Source organism: Streptomyces sp. NPDC088350, assembly GCF_044753545.1.
Classification (GTDB): Bacteria; Actinomycetota; Actinomycetes; order Streptomycetales; family Streptomycetaceae; genus Streptomyces.
On the sequence record NZ_JBIVNL010000009.1, the window covers coordinates 321962 to 334494 of the forward strand.

At 69.4% G+C, this 12533-nt stretch carries 11 protein-coding genes; 3 read left to right on the forward strand and 8 right to left on the reverse strand.

Annotated features, from left to right (window positions below):
* From ACIQBL_RS31570 to ACIQBL_RS31595, 6 genes are all read right to left on the reverse strand, one after another.
* Entirely contained in the window at positions 1–1755 is a 1755-nt protein-coding gene (locus ACIQBL_RS31570) for an RICIN domain-containing protein (protein WP_401947883.1), read from the reverse strand.
* A 56-nt stretch (positions 1756–1811) separates the two neighbouring features.
* On the reverse strand, positions 1812–3968 hold the full coding sequence (locus ACIQBL_RS31575) for a beta-galactosidase (protein WP_401947494.1): 2157 nt from the start codon (positions 3966–3968) through the stop codon (positions 1812–1814).
* A gap of 49 nt (positions 3969–4017) precedes the next feature.
* The gene (locus tag ACIQBL_RS31580) at positions 4018–4953 is read right to left on the reverse strand and encodes a carbohydrate ABC transporter permease (RefSeq protein ID WP_401947497.1); all 936 of its coding nucleotides are present in this window, start codon (positions 4951–4953) and stop codon (positions 4018–4020) included.
* Positions 4950–5864, reverse strand: coding sequence for a carbohydrate ABC transporter permease (locus ACIQBL_RS31585; RefSeq protein WP_401947499.1), 915 nt, complete (start codon positions 5862–5864; stop codon positions 4950–4952). Before ACIQBL_RS31585 ends, ACIQBL_RS31580 begins: the two co-directional genes overlap by 4 nt.
* Before the next feature lie 2 nt (positions 5865–5866).
* Positions 5867–7255 carry an ABC transporter substrate-binding protein gene (locus tag ACIQBL_RS31590; RefSeq protein ID WP_401947502.1) on the reverse strand — a complete coding sequence of 463 codons (1389 nt, stop codon included), beginning with the start codon at positions 7253–7255 and terminating at the stop codon, positions 5867–5869.
* A gap of 167 nt (positions 7256–7422) precedes the next feature.
* On the reverse strand, positions 7423–8466 hold the full coding sequence (locus ACIQBL_RS31595; protein ID WP_401947504.1) for a LacI family DNA-binding transcriptional regulator: 1044 nt from the start codon (positions 8464–8466) through the stop codon (positions 7423–7425).
* 343 nt (positions 8467–8809) lie between these two features.
* Here ACIQBL_RS31595 and ACIQBL_RS31600 point away from each other — a divergent pair, with 343 nt between their 5' ends.
* Together ACIQBL_RS31600 and ACIQBL_RS31605 are read left to right on the forward strand one after the other, a co-directional pair.
* Entirely contained in the window at positions 8810–9664 is an 855-nt protein-coding gene (locus ACIQBL_RS31600; RefSeq protein ID WP_401947507.1) for a chitosanase, read from the forward strand.
* A gap of 244 nt (positions 9665–9908) precedes the next feature.
* Positions 9909–10832: an SDR family oxidoreductase gene (locus ACIQBL_RS31605; protein ID WP_401947509.1), complete on the forward strand. Its 924-nt coding sequence runs from the start codon at positions 9909–9911 to the stop codon at positions 10830–10832.
* A gap of 26 nt (positions 10833–10858) precedes the next feature.
* On the opposite strand, the gene ACIQBL_RS31610 is transcribed toward ACIQBL_RS31605, so the two are convergent.
* On the reverse strand, positions 10859–11392 hold the full coding sequence (locus ACIQBL_RS31610; RefSeq protein ID WP_401947511.1) for an RNA polymerase sigma factor: 534 nt from the start codon (positions 11390–11392) through the stop codon (positions 10859–10861).
* A 44-nt stretch (positions 11393–11436) separates the two neighbouring features.
* Between ACIQBL_RS31610 and ACIQBL_RS31615 the strand changes: the two genes are divergently transcribed.
* The gene (locus tag ACIQBL_RS31615) at positions 11437–11592 is read left to right on the forward strand and encodes a hypothetical protein (protein WP_401947514.1); all 156 of its coding nucleotides are present in this window, start codon (positions 11437–11439) and stop codon (positions 11590–11592) included.
* Positions 11593–11836: 244 nt separating this feature from the next.
* On the opposite strand, the gene ACIQBL_RS31620 is transcribed toward ACIQBL_RS31615, so the two are convergent.
* Positions 11837–12388, reverse strand: coding sequence for a TetR/AcrR family transcriptional regulator (locus ACIQBL_RS31620; RefSeq protein ID WP_401947517.1), 552 nt, complete (start codon positions 12386–12388; stop codon positions 11837–11839).
* Between the last annotated feature and the right edge of the window lie 145 nt (positions 12389–12533).

The following is a 12533-nucleotide window of genomic DNA, read 5'->3' on the forward strand; positions in this document are numbered from 1 at the left end:
CTAGGGGACGAGCGTCCAGTCCTGCGAGCCGTCCGTCACCGCGTTCTGCAGGGTCAGCGGCGCCCCGGCGGACGTACCGGTCAGATACAGACCGGTGTTCTTGACCGACTGCAACGCGTAGAACCCCTCACCGGTCTTGATCAGGTTCCAGCTGCCGGTGGCACTGTTGTCGACCCACTGGCCGATCCGCTGCCCGACCGTCGCGTTGCCGGTCCAGATCGCCGCCGCACGTCCGCCCGACTTGTTCAGCAGGGTCACTCCGCCGTTCGGCTCGGTCACCACGTGCCAGTACTGGGTGTCCGGGTTCGAGGCGGAGCCGCGGTCCTCCAGGACGACATCGGGAACGTCCCCGTTGCCGATGTTCGCGTCGTTCGTCCTGCCGCCGGTGCCGATCACCTGGCCGGTCTTCCGGTTCACCAACTGCCGGTAGGCTCCGCTCGATCGGCCGAGGTCGACCTCGGCGTAGGCGATCGTCGAGGTGTCCTGGTTGTTGAGGATCGCGATCCGGCCGGTGCCCTCGACGTACTGGAGGTCGCGGCTGTAGCCGGCGCGCGAGGTCGTCTGGTACTCCTTCCAGACTCCGTCGCCACGACCGCTCTCGTTGACCCAGACGTCGCCGCTGCCCGCCGCGTTGTAGACCAGGCGTCCTCCGGGCAACCCGATGACGACCGGGCTGCCGCCCGTCGCGAGAGGGCGGGAACCAGTGTCGACCGGCAGCGAGGTGACGGCGTCGCCGGTCGGCGAACCCCGGTAGAACTCGAGCGGGTTGGCGGCGAGCACGTACCGGATGTTGGCTCCGCCGCCCCAATACTCGTACGTGAGCAGCCACTTGCCGTCCGTGGTCCGCACGACGTTCGCCATGCCGGGCCGACCGCCCCCGATCTCCGTCTTGCCGCCGCCCATGTCCTGGGTCAGCCCCGCGATGTCGACGACGGGTCCACTCCACTCGGCGCTGCGCCCGTTCCAGGTCCGGTGGGCGAGGATCTGGCCGTGCGAGTCCGTGGCGGTGGTGTTGGCGGGGTCGAGTGTCGGGACACCGGTGGTCGCGTCGAAGCCGGTGTAGTCGTTCTCGTCGGAGTAATAGCAGACGAGTTGCCCCTTGTAGACCATCAAGTACGGCTCCCAGACGGGGTCCACCTGCTGGTGTGTGTTGGCCGTGGCGACGTTCTGGCCGATCGCGCCCGCGCTGCCGCCCTGCCAGCCGCCCGTCGCGATGACGTTGACGACCTTCCAGGACGCGCCCTCGTCGGTGCTGGAGTAGAGCGCGATGGCCAGGTCGCCACGGTCACCGTCATTGGAGGGCGTCCAGGTGGGGTCGGCCGCTTTGTGTTCCTTGTAGTACTGGTCGTCGCCGGACACGACACTCGCCAGGAGCAGCGTGCCCCGCTTCAGTCTCCCGACGTCCTGCGGAAGCGTGTAGAGGTAGGGGTTGGTCCAATTGCTCGTGTATTTCGCGTACTTGGGATCCTTGGACAGGTACGCGGGAGCCTTCACTTCCGACAGCGGCTGCCAGCTCGTTCCGCGGTCGTCGCTCTTGTAGACCGGGAGCGTCTGTCCGTCGGCGCTGCCCGTCGCCGGTACGACGGTGGACTTCTCGAACGACGCGACCAGACGCCCGCTCGGCAGCTGCGCGGACTTCGGGTAGACGGCGCAGTTGCCCCGCCCCTTCAAGCACGGGTCGCCGCCCAGCTGGTAGAGGATTCCGCCCGTCGGGTTGTACGCCTGCGCGCCGGCCGCCATGGGTATCGCCAGCATCGCGGCAGCACCGACGAACGTGCCCAACGCCTGTACTGCTCTGCTTCTTCGCACAGTTACTCCTTCGGGTCGTTCGGGGAAACGAGTACGCGTACGTCCCACGGGCCGAGCTCCAGCACCGTGCCGGCGGGGAGGCGCGTGCCGTTCACGGCGTCGGTGAGGTCGACCGGCACCGCTGAACCGGCGGGCTCCCAGCTCCAGTTGTGGACGATGTGCACCCGGCGGCCGTCGGGCGACGTACCGCTCGTCGCCGTGACGGACACCGGCAGGTCGCCCCACCCGCTGCGGGCGACCGGCACCAGCCACTCGGCCAGGGCGCGGGCGAGGTCGCGACCGGGGACGGTACCGACGTACGTGACCCGGCCCTCCCCGTGACGGCGGGTGGTCACGGCGGGCCAGCGGCCGAAGTGCGGGTGCTCGTAGGTCGCGAGGACCTCGGCGTCGGCGACGGTCAGGCCGTCCGCCCAGTGCGTCGCCGTCGCGGTCTCCGGCAACGGGAGAGGACTGCCGGGCACGGGCCGGACGGGCACGGATCCAGTGAGATTGCTGAATTCGTCGTACGACACTCCCGCGGCGCCGGTGAGACGGGCGGGCGCCGACTCGTGCCGGGCCCGTGCCTCGAGGTCGGCGTAACCGGTGCGGGGGCCGAGGACCAGGTGGCCGCCGGCCTGCGCGTAGGCGGCGAACCAGTCGAGCGTGGAGTCGTCGGCGAGGTACAGCGCGGGGACGACGAGAACGGGGTGGCGGCTGACGGCCTCCTCCGGGGTCGTCCCGTCCCGTTCGCCGCGCGGGTCGTGCAGTTGGCGGGCGTGGACGACCCGGACCTGCCGCCCCGCGTCGAACGCGCCACGGTAGAACGGGTCGAGGATGCGGTGGTAGGCGGCCGGGTCCGGTTCGCCGTCCGGGGTCGCGAGGGGCGGGTGCTTCTGCATCAGCCACTTGCTGGGAGTGGAGTAGACGATCGTGATGTCGGCGTCCGGTTCGAGCCCCGCGACGAGCGGACCTACGACCTCGAACTCCTCCCCCAGTCGGGCGAGTTCGGCGTAGGTGCGGCCCGGTCGGCCGCTGTGCGGGAGGACTCCGCCCCAGTAGGTCTCCGCGCCGAAGCGCAGGGTCTGCCACTGCCAGTACTCGATCATGCGGGCACCGCGGCCGACGAGGGCCCACGCGGCCTGGCGCCACTGGCCGTCGTAGGCGGGGCGGTTGTCCCAGGCGAAGCCGATGGAGGAGGCGTTGGTCTCGGTGACCAGGAACGGCTCCTGACGGGAGGAGAACATCCAGTCGGCGGTCTGGTAGAGGGACCAGACGCCGGTGGTCTTCCACTGCTGCTGGTGGGTGTCCGGGGTCGGGTCGGGCAGGAGCAGGCCGTCCTGCATGTCGTAGTACGGGTTGCCGGTGGCGATGTCGAGGCGGTCGGTGAGTTCGTCGTCCTCGACTGCCGGGCGGGTGTAGGAGATACAGGTGGTGACGAAGTGCTCCGGGCGGGCGTACTCGCGGACGATGTCGGCCTGCCAGCCGATGAACTCGGTGCACTGGCGGGCCTGGAACTCCCGCCAGGCGACGTCGTATTGGGGCTGTACGTTGCCGTCGGGCGTCCACAGGTCGGCCCAGGTGGACAGGCGGTGGGACCAATACACCAGGCCCCATTCGCGGTTGAGGGTCTCGACGTCCCCGTACTTGGCGCGCAGGTGGTCGGTGAAGCGCTGGAAGACGCCGTGGTTGTGGAACAGTTCCAGGCCCGGTTCGTTGTCGACCTGGAAGCCGATGACCGCCGGGTGGTCGGCGTACCGGGCGACGATCTTCCGGATGATCCGCTCCGCGTGGAAGCGGAACGCGGGGTGGGTGAAGTCGACCTCCTGCCGGGCGCCCCAGCCGATGCGTTCGCCGGTGCGCCGTTCGCCGGTGATCTCCGGGTACTGGCGGGCCAGCCACGGCGGTACGGCGTACGTGGGGGTGCCGAGGATGACGGAGATGCCGCGTTCGTGGGCGCCGTCCAACACCGGTCGCAGCCAGTCGAGTTCGAAGCGGCCGTTCTCCGGTTCCCAGGTCGACCAGACCGACTCGCCGATCCTGATCACGGTGAAGTGTGCTTCGGCCATCAGGTCGAGGTCGGTCTTGAGCTGCTCGTCGGGTCGTACGTCCGGGCCGTAGGCGGGGTGGTACTCGTGGTAGTAGGCGGCGCCGAACAGAACGCGGGCGGGCAGATCCGCCATGGACAAACCTCCGGAATACAGGGGGTGTTGGGGGGATGCTCGGTGGGTGTTACTGCTTGACGCCACCGGTGGCCAGGCCGCTCTGCCAGTACCGCTGGAGCAGCAGGAAGGCCGCGACGAGCGGGACGATCGAGATCAGGGAGCCGGTGACGACGAGGGCGAGCATGTCGCTGCTTGCTCCCGCGCCGCCGTTCTGCGCCCGGTCGGACCAGGAGGCGAGCCCGACCGTGATGGGGTACAGGTTCGGGTCGTTGAGCATGATCAGCGGCAGGAAGTAGTTGTTCCAGGTGGCGACGAGCGTGAAGAGGACGACGGTCACCAGGCCGGGGGCGAGGAGCCGCAGCGCGATCGTGGTGAAGATCCGGAGCTCTCCGGCACCGTCCATGCGGGCGGCCTCGATGAGGCTGTCGGGGACGGCGTCCTCGGCGTAGATCCGCATGAGGTAGAGGCCGAAGGGGCTGATCAGGGAGGGCAGGATGACCGCCCAAGGGGTGTTCACCAGGCCCGCCTTGGCGAAGAGGAGGTAGGTGGGGATCGCCAGGGCGGTGGTCGGGATCATGATGGCGCCCAGCACGAGGTTGAAGGCCGCGCCGTGGCCGCGGAAGCGGTACTTGGCGAAGCCGTAGCCGGCGGCTGCCGCGAGGAGTGCGGCGCCGAGGGCGCTGACTCCGGCGTAGAGGACCGTGTTGAGCAGCCAGCGGCCGAACACCCCGTCGTCCTGGGTGAAGGTGGCCTCGATGTTCGACAGGAGTCGGGGCGCGTGGGAGAACCAGAGGCCGAAGCTGTTGAACAGGTCCTGGGTGCTCTTCGTCGAGGCGATCAGCAGCCAGAACAGGGGCAGCAGGAAGTACGCCAGGACGGCCAGCATGGCGATGGTCAGCGGGGTGCTGCGGCGGTGTACCGACGAACGGCGCGGAGCGCGCGTCCCGGCGGCAACTCGCTTCGCCGTCACGGTGGTTGAGGCGGTGGGCGTCACGGTGGTCATGCGGTCCTCCTGCGGTTCGCCGTGAGCAGGAAGGCGTACGACACGATCACGATGACCAGTCCGAGGATGAAGGACACGGTGGCCGCGTAGTTGGTCTGCTGGCTGATGAAGGCGACGGAGTAGGCGTAGAGGTTGGCGGTGTAGGAGCTGGAGATGACGTCCGGGGCGACCTTCATCAGCAGGTTCGGCTCGTTGAAGAGCTGGAAGCTGCCGATCACCGAGAACAGCAGGGTGAGGGTCAACGCCGGGCGCAGCGCGGGGAGTTTGACGGACCAGGCGATCCGCCAGGCGCCGGCGCCGTCCATGGCGGCGGCCTCGTACAGCTCGGCGGGGATGGTGCGCAGCGCGGCGTACAGGATGATCATGTTGTAGCCGACGAACTCCCAGGTCACGATGTTGGCGAGGCTGCCGAGCATCCAGCTGCCGGAGAGGAAGTGCGGGGCCGGCAGATGGAGGTGACGGCTGATCTGGGCGAAGGGGCCGAAGTCGGGGCCGTAGAGGTAGCCCCACATGAGGGTCGCGATCACGCTGGGGACGGCGTACGGGACGAAGATGCCCAGCCGGATCACCCGGGCCAGGCGGAGCAGGCCGCTGTCCAGGGCGAGGGCGAAGCACAGGGCGAGCAGCAGCATCACGGGGACCTGGATGACGAAGAACAGGGCCACGCGTCCTATGCCCTTGAGGAGTTGGGGGTCCTTGAGGGCGGTCACGTAGTTGTCCAGGCCGACGAATGTCGAGCCACCGATGAGCTTCTCCTGGAAGAGGCTCAGGTAGGCGGCGTAGCCGAGCGGGGCGAGGAAGAGCAGCAGGAACAGCACCATGAAGGGGGCGATGAACAGGACTCCCGTGGTGCCGAGTTGACGTCGGCGGGGTGGGGCCTTGGGACGCACCGTCGCTGTGGTGGTGGCCATCGTCAGCCTCCCTTGACCGTGAAGCCCTGGCTCTTGGCGAAGGTCGTGATGCGCGACTGCCAGGAACCGAGCGCGCGGACGGTGTCCGTCTTGTCGGCGAGGGACTTGCCGACGGTCTCGGTCCAGTCGGTGGCCACCCGGTCGAGGAACGGCGGCCACTGGAAGGCGGGGTCGACCTGGGCGCTGATGTCGGCGAAGACCTGGTTGACCTTCTGGCCGCCGTAGAAGGCGGGCGCGTCAGCGAGGAAACTGGCCTCGGAGAGCAGGGTCTTGGTCGCCGGGAAGAAGAACTGCTCGGTGGCGAACATCTTGGCGCTGGCGGGGTCGCTGTTGAGGAACTGCGCGAACACAGCTGCCTGGATGGGGTTCTTGGTGGAGCGGATGACCGCGGTGGTCGAGCCGCCCCAGTTGCCGGAGCTGGGCTTGGCCGCGTCCCACTGCGGAAGCGGGGCGGCACGCCACTTGCCGGAGGTGGCCTTGGCGGAGCCGGAGAGGAAGGCCGGGCCCCAGGCGCCGGTGAGCCAGGTCGCGTACTTGCCCTTGTTGAGGGCCGCGTACCAGGAGTCGGTGAAGTCCGGCTCGACACCGATCACGCCGTCCTTGGCGAGGGTGCCCCAGTACTGGCCGAGCTTCTGGGAGACCGCGTCGTCGACGCTGACGGTGATGTCGCTCTTGCCGGAGGTGACGTACGGCTTGGCGCCCGCCTGCCACAACAGGCCGTGCCAGGCGGCGACTTGGTTGGCTGCGAGGTTGGTGAGGTAGACGTTCGGGTCGGCCTTGTGCAGCTTGCGTGCGGCGGCTGCGAACTCGTCCCAGGTGGTGGGGACTTGGATGCCGTGCTGGTCGAAGATGTCCTTGCGGTACAGCATGCCCATCGGGCCGGTGTCCTGCGGGATCGCCCAGACCTCCCCGCCGCTGCCGCTGACCTGGCCCCAAGTCCAGTCCACGAACGTCGACTTGAGCGCGGAAGCGCCGTAGGGACGCAGGTCCAGCAGGCTGTCGGTGATGGTGAACGTCGGGATCGCCTGGAACTCGATCTGCACCATGTCCGGTGCGCCGCTGTTCGCCTTCAGCGCGGTGCGCAGCTTGGTGTACTGGGGCGTGCCCTGACCGGCGTTGACGACCTTGACCTTGACGGCCGGGTACTTCTTCTCGAAGAGCGCGACCTCCTTGTCGATGTTCGGGACCCAGGTCCAGAAGGTGAGTTCGGTCGGCGTCTTCATGGCCTTGTCGATGTCGGCCTGACCGACCGGCTTGCTGGACGAGCCGCTCGTACCACCGCTGTCACCGCCGCAGGCGGACAGAGTGGCGGCCAGCGACACGGCGCCGGTGGCGGCGAGGAAGCCCCGACGGCTCAGGGACGAGGGCGAGTTGGAGAAGGTTCCGGACATGGTGAACTCCTGCGGAAGGGTGTGAGGAACCGGCACACCGGGCGACGGCGTGCTGGAACAGACGGTGAGGTGAGCGCCCCTCCAGGGGCGCGGGGCTGTATCGATATGCGGCTCCGCCGCGTGGGCGCGACCAGCCCCCACCGGCGCGCGGAATACGAACTGCGGATCTAGCGGAGCGCCGGCGCCGCCGTCGACGCGCGGACAACGAGTTCGACCGGCGGATCAGCCATCGGCAACGGTTCCGACTGAGGGTTCTCGATGGCATGCACCAGGAGCTTCAGTCCGTCCTGAGCCATCGCGTCAAACGGCTGACGCACAGTCGTCAACGGCGGCGTCACATACGCGGCGACCGGCGTGTCGTCGAAGCCGACCACGCTGACATCCTCCGGGACGCGCCGCCCGGCCTCCGTCAGCGCGCGAATCAGACCGATCGCCATGTCGTCGTTGGCCGCGAACACCGCGGTGACACCGGAATCGGCGACCAGCCGACGACCGGCCGCATAACCGGACGCGGCCGACCAGTCACCCCGCACGACCGGTGGTTCCGCCCGGCCGTACGCGGCGAGCGCGGCACGCCAGCCCGCGAGACGGTCCCGGGCCGAGTACCAACGCTGGGGCCCCGCCAGGTGGTGGACGGTGGTGTGGCCCAGCTCCAACAAATGCTCGGTGGCCGCCTGCGCCATCTGGCTGGAGACGATCCCGGCCGTCACGACATGAGGGGCGACGAACGGCGGCGGCGCGCCGAGGACGAGGACCGGCACATCGACCCGTGCGGACAGTTCCGCACCGTCTTCCTCGTCGATCGGCTCGGAGATGACGATGCCGTCCACGCCCTGGTCCAGGAGCGAGTCGACGGCTCCGGCGATGCCCGCCGACTCGCCCTCCATCGTGTTGACGACACGGAGCGCGTAGCCGGTGTCCCGTACGGCCCGCTCGACGCCCATGAGCAGCGAGGCGGGGCCGTACAGGGCGGTGCCGAGCGTCACGACGCCGATGGACCGGGTGCGTCCGGAGGCGAGCGCGCGGGCGGCGTTGTTCGAGCGGTAGCCGAGTTCCTCGGCCGCCGCCAGGACACGACGGCGTACGTCCTCGGAGACGTACGGCTCGTCGTTCATGACCCGGGACACCGTCTTCTGCGACACGCCCGCCAGGCGCGCCACGTCCACACTGCGCGGCGCGGCTCCCGCGCCGCGTCCTGCCACTGGTGTCATGGTGTCTCCCGATCTCCGGCAGTCGAATCCTAGCTCCAGTCCGGTGTATGACTGCGCTGTCATGACTGCGCAGTCATATCTACGCAACGACGCGGGGCGCGTCAAGACTTCGCGCAACATCCGCGAAATACGACGGCACCCGCGCGGCACCGGACACCGCGACCGGCCGACAAGGGCGGGCAAACCGTCAAGCATCACCCTCGTACAGACACGCGACTATCGTTCATAGCTACGAACTTGGCTCCCGATGGGTGCCTTCCTCGCCGAACCTCTGATAGTTAAGTTTCCTATCAGTTCGGCGGTACGACCAACTCCCCACCCCCCACCACCCTTTGGAGTCCCCGTGGTCCACCCGTTCCACGACCCTGCGACCTCCGAGCCGGCGAGCCCCTCTCGCCGCACCCTCCTCGCGCTCCTCGGCGTGTCGGTCGCGGCGGCACCTCTGCTGCGCACCTCGCAGGCCTCGGCAGCGACGACGGCCGCCGCCGCGATCGGCCTCGACGACCCGGCGAAGAAGGAGATCGCCATGAAGCTGGTGTCGAGCGCGGAGAACTCCTCGCTCGACTGGAAGGCCCAGTACAAGTACATCGAGGACATAGGCGACGGCCGCGGCTACACCGCCGGCATCATCGGATTCTGCTCCGGCACCGGCGACATGCTCGACCTCGTCCAGCTCTACACGACCCGCAAGCCAGGCAACGTCCTCGCCAAGTACCTGCCCGCGCTCCGCTCGGTGAACGGCACCGACTCGCACTCCGGCCTCGACCCGAACTTCCCCAAGGACTGGCGCACGGCCGCGAAGGACACGGCGTTCCAGCAGGCGCAGAACGACGAACGCGACCGCGTGTACTTCAACCCGGCCGTCAGCCAGGGCAAGACCGACGGGCTGCGCGTCCTGGGCCAGTTCACCTACTACGACGCCATCGTCATGCACGGCGACGGCGACGACCCCACCAGCTTCCGCAACATCCGTGCCCGCGCCCTGCGTTCGGCCAAGCCGCCGGCCCAGGGCGGCAACGAGACGACGTATCTCAACGCCTTCCTCGACGCGCGCGTATGGGCCATGAAGCAGGAGGAGGCCCACAGCGACACCACCCGTGTCGACACCGAACAGCGCGTCTTCCTCCGCAACGGCAACCTCGACCTCAACACACCGCTGTCCTGGAAGGTCTACGGGGACAGCTACAAAATCAACTGACCTGTCCTGTCGGTGCGTTGGGCGGCCGGCCCCGCGGTGACGATCCCACGGTTCGCGTGGACGGCACGGCGTCAGGACCCGTGGGTACGGGTCCCGGCACCGTGCCGTCTGGGGTGATGCCTCAGACGTATCGCCGTATACGACACAGGCGTTGGACACCCGCAGGGGCCCTTCCTAGCGTGGTTCACGAACCCGTCGGCCGCTGCCGCCGGGTTGACTCGAACCGACCTGGGGGATCTCCACAGTGCGTGTTTTCGTTACCGGCGCGACGGGTTACATCGGATCCGCGGTCGTCCGCGAACTTCTCGAAGCGGGGCATCAGGTCCTCGGCCTCGCCCGCTCGGACTCGGCCGCCGACACATTGACGCGAGCCGGCGTCGACGTGCAGCGCGGTGACATCGACGACGGCGACAGCCTCCGTGCCGGAGCGGCGGCGGCGGACGGCGTGATCTACGCCGCGAACCAGCACATCTCCGAGACCACCGACTCGGCGGCACGCGCGAAGGCCGAGCTGAACGCGGTGGACGCGATCGGCGCCGAGCTGGAGGGCACGGGCAAACCCTTCGTGGTCACCTCCGGGGTCATCGGCCGTACACCGGGAGAGCTGCTCACCGAGGACACCCCCGCCGTGCCCAACCTCGTCACAGCCCTACGGCTCCCGGTCGAGCTGTCCGTCCTCGCCCTGGGCGAGCGCGGAGTGCGGTCGTCCTCGGTACGGCTGGCGCCCACCGTGCACGGCCGGGGGGACGCCCGCGGATTCATCTCGACCCTCATCGGCGTCGCGCGCACGACGGGTGTGTCCGCCTTCGTCGGCGACGGCGCGAACCGGTGGCCGTCGGTGCACCGTCTCGACGCGGCGACCCTGTACCGACTGGCCCTGGAATCGGCCCCGGCCGGCACGCCCCTCCACGCGGTCGGCGAGGAGGGGGTGCCGTTCCGGGAGATCGCGCAGGCCATCGGCCGCCAGTTGAAGGTCCCCGCCATCAGCATGACCCCCGAGGAGGCGGGCCAGCACTTCGTCGGCTTCCTCGCCCCGCTGGTCGCGCTCGACAACCCGGCGTCGAGCGCGCTGACGCAGCGGCGCATGGAGTGGCGGCCGACGCACCCCGCGCTGGTCCCGGACATCGAGGAGGGCCACTACTTCGAGGAGTCCGGCACGGAAGCCTGATCCGGTCCCCTCCTGGGCCACAGCCCTCAGGAGGCCACCGTGCTGTCGGCCGCCTGCCGAACCGGCCTCTGCCGGGCGGCGGCCAGCAGCGCACGTGCTTCAACTCGCGTGGCACACAAGCGCAGTTCGGCATCCCCGTGCGGAGGGTCCGCCGTGGCGGCAAGGGCGGACGCCATCCGGGCCCGGCCCCGGCTCAGTCGGCTGCGCACCGTGCCCACCGGAGCCCCGAAGACGTCCACGATCCGTTCGTACGAGGTGACCCCGGTGGTGAGGTGGCGCAGCACCAACGGCATGCGCAACGCCGGGGGCAGCCCGTCCACAGCCTCCCGGACCCAGTCGCGCGACGCGTTCCGCTCCGACCACTGCTCCGGGCCCAAGCGCGTTGACTCCCGGGGCAGATCGCCCACCGGCCGGACCGCTTCAGCTTGCCGCAGCACCAGCCGACTGCCGTTGCGCACGATCATCCGCAGCCACGCGCCCACCGCCTCCGGTTCACGGACGTCACCGATCCGCGGCAACGCCGTGAGAGCCGCGTCCTGCATCACGTCGTCGGCGTCCACGCCCGACCCCAGAACGCTCGACGCGACAGCGCGCATCCCCGCCCGTGACGCTCCAACAGCAGCCCCAGCGCGGCGACTTCACCCGACTGGGCCGCACGCGTCAACCACGCGTCCTCCGCCTCGTCGACGTCCTGCGGCGCGCGGGCTGCAACGGGGTCACCGCCCTCCGGGCCACGTCCACGTCCACTGTCTTCCGCTAGGTCCTCGGGGAAGTCCTGGAAGAGCGGGCCCTGACCGACGACGCCCTCGACAGGCTCACGGTCCCCGGCGTGCGCGAGACGTACCCCCCAACTGTTCCCACCCCCGTCGAGGAGCTCCTCAGCTCCGACGACCGCTTCGAGTTCGGACTCGGGCTGATGGCCAGCGGCCTCCGCGCGACTCCCGAGGACACCTCCACCCCCCGTTGCGGCCCGGGAAGCCCCGCGACTCGACTAACCCGGACGATCACCCTTCGCCCGCCCGGCCACTCCTGACGCAGCGGCAGGCACCGCTCCCCACCAGGCACGATGCCCGAGACCTGCGCACCGAAGGCACGCGGCTGAAGCCGCCCGCACCCTGTTGCCGGCCTGCCATCAGTCGCCGCCGAAGCGGCGCCGTCCTACTCCAGCGTGGAGGCCGGCCGAATAGCGGCGCCGGATATCGGGCCGCTTGCCCTGGGTGAACTGGCTGGCGGCTCTGAGCATCTGCACGACGACGGGGATGTCGGAAGATGAGCGAGCGACCTCTCCGCGGACGCCTGCCGCATGCCGCATGCCGCATCCCGAGATCCTGCTCGAACAGGGCTCGCACGAGGGTCTCCTTGTCGGGGAAGCGCCGGTACACGGTCCCGACCCCGACCCCCGTGTGCCGGGCCACGTCATCGAGCGTGACCCCCAGCCCGTGCCGACCGGAAACCTCCCTCGCGGCACGAAGGACCTTCTCCCGGTTGAGGGCCGCATCGCGCCTCCGCGGGCGGCCACCCTCCGTCGGGACATCGGCTCCGGAACCCTCAGCCACAACCCCATGCTAACCCTGCTGATCACAGGCCAGTTGGGCACCACATGCCCCCGCCCCGAGCCACCCGGCAGAAAACGTTCCAACGACCACCGGGGTACACTGACGCCGCCCATGAGAACCGCGTCGTGCCTGGTCGCACGGCTGT

What these genes read in the sequence shown, in the direction of transcription:
- ACIQBL_RS31585 (WP_401947499.1), bottom strand. Translation starts at nt 5,864, where the DNA reads ATGGCCACCACCACAGCGACGGTGCGTCCCAAGGCCCCACCCCGCCGA.
- ACIQBL_RS31570 (WP_401947883.1), bottom strand. Translation starts at nt 1,755, where the DNA reads ATGCTGGCGATACCCATGGCGGCCGGCGCGCAGGCGTACAACCCGACG.
- ACIQBL_RS31595 (WP_401947504.1), bottom strand. Translation starts at nt 8,466, where the DNA reads ATGACACCAGTGGCAGGACGCGGCGCGGGAGCCGCGCCGCGCAGTGTG.
- ACIQBL_RS31590 (WP_401947502.1), bottom strand. Translation starts at nt 7,255, where the DNA reads ATGTCCGGAACCTTCTCCAACTCGCCCTCGTCCCTGAGCCGTCGGGGC.
- ACIQBL_RS31575 (WP_401947494.1), bottom strand. Translation starts at nt 3,968, where the DNA reads ATGGCGGATCTGCCCGCCCGCGTTCTGTTCGGCGCCGCCTACTACCAC.
- ACIQBL_RS31580 (WP_401947497.1), bottom strand. Translation starts at nt 4,953, where the DNA reads ATGACCACCGTGACGCCCACCGCCTCAACCACCGTGACGGCGAAGCGA.